Origin of the sequence: Streptomyces sp. NPDC059853 (assembly GCF_042731495.1) — a bacterium.
GTDB lineage: Bacteria > Actinomycetota > Actinomycetes > Streptomycetales > Streptomycetaceae > Streptomyces.
Window position 1 is genome coordinate 1 of sequence record NZ_JBHWJL010000387.1, and the last position, 4,215, is coordinate 4,215.

The 4,215-nt window shown below is 75.1% G+C and carries 4 protein-coding genes; 1 reads left to right on the top strand and 3 read right to left on the bottom strand.

The window, feature by feature from the left end:
* Positions 1–517 precede the first annotated feature (517 nt).
* The gene (locus tag ACFV5N_RS25400) at positions 518–1,717 is read left to right on the top strand and encodes a GDSL-type esterase/lipase family protein (protein WP_385604157.1); all 1,200 of its coding nucleotides are present in this window, start codon (positions 518–520) and stop codon (positions 1,715–1,717) included.
* Between the two features lie 28 nt (positions 1,718–1,745).
* Here ACFV5N_RS25400 and ACFV5N_RS25405 read toward each other — a convergent pair whose 3' ends face one another.
* From ACFV5N_RS25405 to ACFV5N_RS25415, 3 genes are all read right to left on the bottom strand, one after another.
* On the bottom strand, positions 1,746–2,228 hold the full coding sequence (locus tag ACFV5N_RS25405) for a GNAT family N-acetyltransferase (RefSeq protein WP_176128746.1): 483 nt from the start codon (positions 2,226–2,228) through the stop codon (positions 1,746–1,748).
* Between the two features lie 129 nt (positions 2,229–2,357).
* Complete coding sequence (locus ACFV5N_RS25410) at positions 2,358–3,536, bottom strand: M24 family metallopeptidase (protein ID WP_385604161.1); 1,179 nt, start codon at positions 3,534–3,536, stop codon at positions 2,358–2,360.
* Positions 3,533–4,215: ArgK/MeaB family GTPase (locus ACFV5N_RS25415; RefSeq protein ID WP_385604164.1), on the bottom strand; the 683-nt coding region annotated here is incomplete at its 5' end. The genes ACFV5N_RS25415 and ACFV5N_RS25410, both read right to left, overlap by 4 nt.

Consider the following 4,215-nt stretch of genomic DNA (forward strand, 5'->3'; position numbering starts at 1 on the left):
GCTCTCACCCACGTTCCTTTCCCGGGGCAAGACGGGAAACGGGCCGCCGGGCCGCCGCCGGTCCCGGATCGCCCGAGCGCCGACATCCGCATCGGCTGCGCCCGGTGCTTGCCCCCCGCCCAGGAACTCCGGTCCCCGCTCGACGCACTCGCCGGGCGCCGCGCGCGCGGCGAGTCCGTCGAGCGGATCCAGCCCGACCTGATCACCCCCACCGGCAAGCGCAAGGGACAGAACCCGTCCGCCGCCGGCACCCACCCGGGCGCTCGCCGAGCCTCGCGTCCGGGTCACACCCGCACCCCCTCGGCAGAGCCACCGAACCTTGGCGAGTGCCATATTTGCCTATAGGTTATAGGTAGATGCATACTCGCTATAGGCAGACTGCGGGTACGCACCCGGTCCGCGCGCTGGACAGCGTCTTCCCGGCGGTGCCTCCCGGAGGCGGCCGGCGCCCCTCGACCACGTTGCGGCGCCGGTCCGCCCCTGACCGCCGCCCCCGGAACCACCAGGCTTTGAGGCAATGAGCATCGACCAGAACCTGATCACCACCCCCGTCACCGCCGGCCTCCTGCGCGGCCATCTCGACGTGGAGGAGACCGCCCACGGCCTGCTGCCCCACCGGCTGCCCGCCCGGGCGCGCCGCCAGATCCCCGACGACCTGCTGTCCGTGGCCGAGGCCCAGCCCTCCGGTGTCCGGCTGGCCTTCCGCACCGCCGCCACCACCGTCTTCCTGGACACCCTGCCCACCAAACGCGTCTACCAGGACTTCCCGCCCCCGCCGGACGGCATCTACGACCTCCTCGTCGACGGCCGCCTCACCGCGCAGGCCACCGTGGAGGGCGGGAACCTGCGCACCATCACCGACCTGCGGGCCCAGACCGCGGAATTCACCCCGGGCCCCGCCGGCACCGCCCGCTTCACCGGCCTCCCCACCGGGGAGAAGGACATCGAGATCTGGCTCCCGCACGCGGAGATCACCGAGGTCATCGCCCTGCGCACCGACGCCCCCGTCGAGCCCGCCCCGGACCGGGGGCGCCGGCGGTGGCTGCACCACGGCAGTTCCATCAGCCACGGATCCAACGCCGCCTCCCCCAGCACCATCTGGCCCGCCCTGGCCGCCTCCGCGGGCGAGGTGGAGCTGATCAACCTCGGATTCGGCGGCAGCGCCCAGGTCGACCCGTTCACCGCCCGCGCGATGCGCGACACCCCCGCGGACCTGATCAGCCTCAAGCTCGGCATCAACGTCGTCAACAGCGACGCCATGCGCCTGCGCGCCTTCGTCCCCGCGGTCCACGGCTTCCTCGACACCCTCCGCGAGGGCCACCCCACGACCCCCCTGCTCCTGATCTCCCCCATCCTGTGCCCCACCCACGAGAACACCCCCGGCCCGCTCATGCCGGACCTCTCCGATGGAACCCTGACGTTCAAGGCCACCGGCGATCCGGCCGAGACCGCCGCCGGACGGCTGACGCTCACGGTCATCCGCGACGTCCTGGCCGGCATCGTCGATGAGCGGTCCGCCGAGGACCCCCACCTCCACTACCTCGACGGACTCGACCTCTTCGGCGAGAGGGACCACGCCGCTTTCCCCCTGCCGGACGGGATCCACCCCGGCCCCGAAGGACACCGCCGCATCGCCGAGAACTTCGCCCGGCTCGTCTTCGCGGACAACGGACCCTTCGCCCGCACCGGCCGGCTGCCGGGCCCGGCCCCGCGGTAGCACCGCGCGGGCGGTACGGCCCCGCGGGTCAGCGCAGTCTCCTCACCATCACCTGCTCCCGGGTCACCCCGTCGGGCAACACGTCCCCGTGTTCTCCGGTGGCGACGAACCCATGGCGTCGGTAGAGGGCGGCGGCGGACTCGTTTCCCGGGATCACCGCGAGTCTCAGTACGGTGGAACCCGATCGCAGGGCCCACGCGGTGACGGCTTCGACCAACCGGTCCCCGACGCCACCGCCCCGCGCTTCGGGGCTGACCCACAGCGACCTGAGTTCGCTCGTCCCGCCGTCCCCGGGGACGCCTCTGACCATGCCGACCGGCCGGCCCTCCCGCAGCGCGACGAGGTTGCGGGACCCGGGGATGGCCAGCCGGGCACGCCACTCCTCCCGGCCACCCCTGGGCCAGTCGGCGAGGCGGGCTCTGAACGCGTGCGGCGCGTCGGTCAGGGCGGCAACCCGGATCTCCTGCCACAAGGGCCAGTCGTCCGGCGTCATGATGCGCAGACTCACCATGCGAGGAAGTGTGCCGCCCGGCCGACCGGCGGACGGGGCGGGGCCGGCCCCGCCGCTCCCGGCCCGGGTGCCCGGCACCGGGTCACCCCCGCGCGCGGGCCGCCGACGCGGGGCGCGGGCCAACGCGGCTCACTCCGGGTGCGGGGTCCGGGTGAGGACCTCGCAGGCGTCCTCGGTGACCAGGGCCGTGTCCGAGAAGGCGTATGTGCCCAGCGGTGTGTCCAGCAGCCAGGACTGGATGTGGAAGGTCATGCCCGCGCGCAGCTCCATGGTGTTGCCGGGCCGCAGCGTGCGGGTGCCGCCCATCCAGCCGGGCGGGAAGCCGATGCCCACCAGGTAGCCGCAGTGGTGGCGCGCGTACGGCTCGCCGGTGGCCGTCTCGATGACCGCGCGCCAGGTGTGGAAGACCTCTTCGGCGGTGGCGCCCGGGCGCAGCGCCGCGCACAGCGCGTCCATGGCGGCGCGCGCGGTCTCCGCGGCCCGGCCGGCTCCCGGGCCGGGGCGCAGCCGGGCGAGCGGGGCGTGGTAGCGGCCCCGGGCGGCGGAGAGTTCGAGGAAGACGCCGTCGCCGGGTCCGAGGCGCCGCCGCGACCAGGTGAGGTGTTCGCGGTCGAGGCGGCCGGTGTCGCGCACCAGCGGGGCGAAGGCGGGGAGGTCGCCGCCCGCGGTCAGCATGGCCGCGTAGACGGCGGCGGCGATCTCGTGCTCGCCCGCTCCGGCACGGGCGGCGGCGAGACCGGCGGCCATGGCGGTGTCGGAGAGCCGGGCGGCCTCGCGGATGCGGGCGATCTCGCGCGGGGTGTGGACGGCGCGCTGGCCGCCGAGCAGGTCCTGGCAGTCGGTCCAGCGGATGCCCGCCGCCGTCCGCAGCCGGTCCCAGGCGGTGGGCGGCAGGCTGAGGGAGGCCGCCTGGTAGCCGACGACGGGAGCGTCCGGCAGGAGCGGGGTGAGCGCCTCCAGCAGGGCCTCGGCCGGGTCGGTGGCGTCGTCGTAGCCGTGGTGCGCCACGCCGTGGATCTGGGCGAGGGCGGTGGGCGTCTCCATGGCGCGTTCGATCAGCACCGGCCTGCCGTACAGCGGCACCAGCAGCGCGGTGAGCGCGAAGTGGCCCTGGTGGTCGAGGCCGCACAGGTAGTGGATGTCCTCGGGCGCCGTGACGAGCAGGGCGTCGAACCCGCGCCGCTCCATGGCGGCGCGCGCGGTGAACAGCCGCTGCGCGTACTCCTCGGCCGGGAAGGCGGGCTCGGGGAGGGTGGCCGGTCCGGCCGGGGGACCGGCCTCCCCGGGGGCGGTGGGGTCTGCCGTCACCGGCCGGTCACCTCCGCCAGCAGCGCGTCGGCCGCCGCGTACGGGTCGAGGTCCCCGGCGACGATGCGGGCGGACAGGGCGCCCAGCCGGTGGTCGCCGCCGATGTCGGCGATGCGGGCGCGCAGCGCCGTCACCGCGATGGACTCGATCTCCCGGGCGGCGCGGCGGGTGCGGCGGGCGGTGAGTTCGCCGTGCTCCTCCATCCACGCCCGGTGCTTGTCCAGCGCGGCCACCACCTCGTCCACGCCCTCGCCGTGCGCCGCGACGGTCTTGGTGACGGTGGGGCGCCAGTCGCCGGGGCCGCGCGGCGCGCCCAGGCCCAGCATGTGGTTCAGCTCGCGGACGGTGGCGTCGGCGCCGTCCCGGTCGGCCTTGTTGACGACGAAGACATCGCCGATCTCCAGGATCCCGGCCTTGGCGGCCTGGATGCCGTCGCCCATGCCGGGGGCGAGCAGCACCACGGTGGTGTCGGCCTGGGAGGCGATCTCCACCTCCGACTGCCCGACGCCCACCGTCTCCACCAGGATCACCTCGCAGCCGGCCGCGTCCAGCACCCGGACGGCCTGCGGGGCCGCCACGGCGAGCCCCCCGAGGCGGCCCCGGGTGGCCATGGAGCGGATGTAGACGCCCGGGTCGGAGGCGTGCTCCGACATCCGCACCCGGTCGCCGAGCAGCGCGC

Bases quoted from the DNA above. Each gene is read 5' to 3' on its own strand.
- ACFV5N_RS25400 (WP_385604157.1), top strand. From the start codon at position 518: ATGAGCATCGACCAGAACCTGATCACCACCCCCGTCACCGCCGGCCTC.
- ACFV5N_RS25405 (WP_176128746.1), bottom strand. From the start codon at position 2,228: ATGGTGAGTCTGCGCATCATGACGCCGGACGACTGGCCCTTGTGGCAG.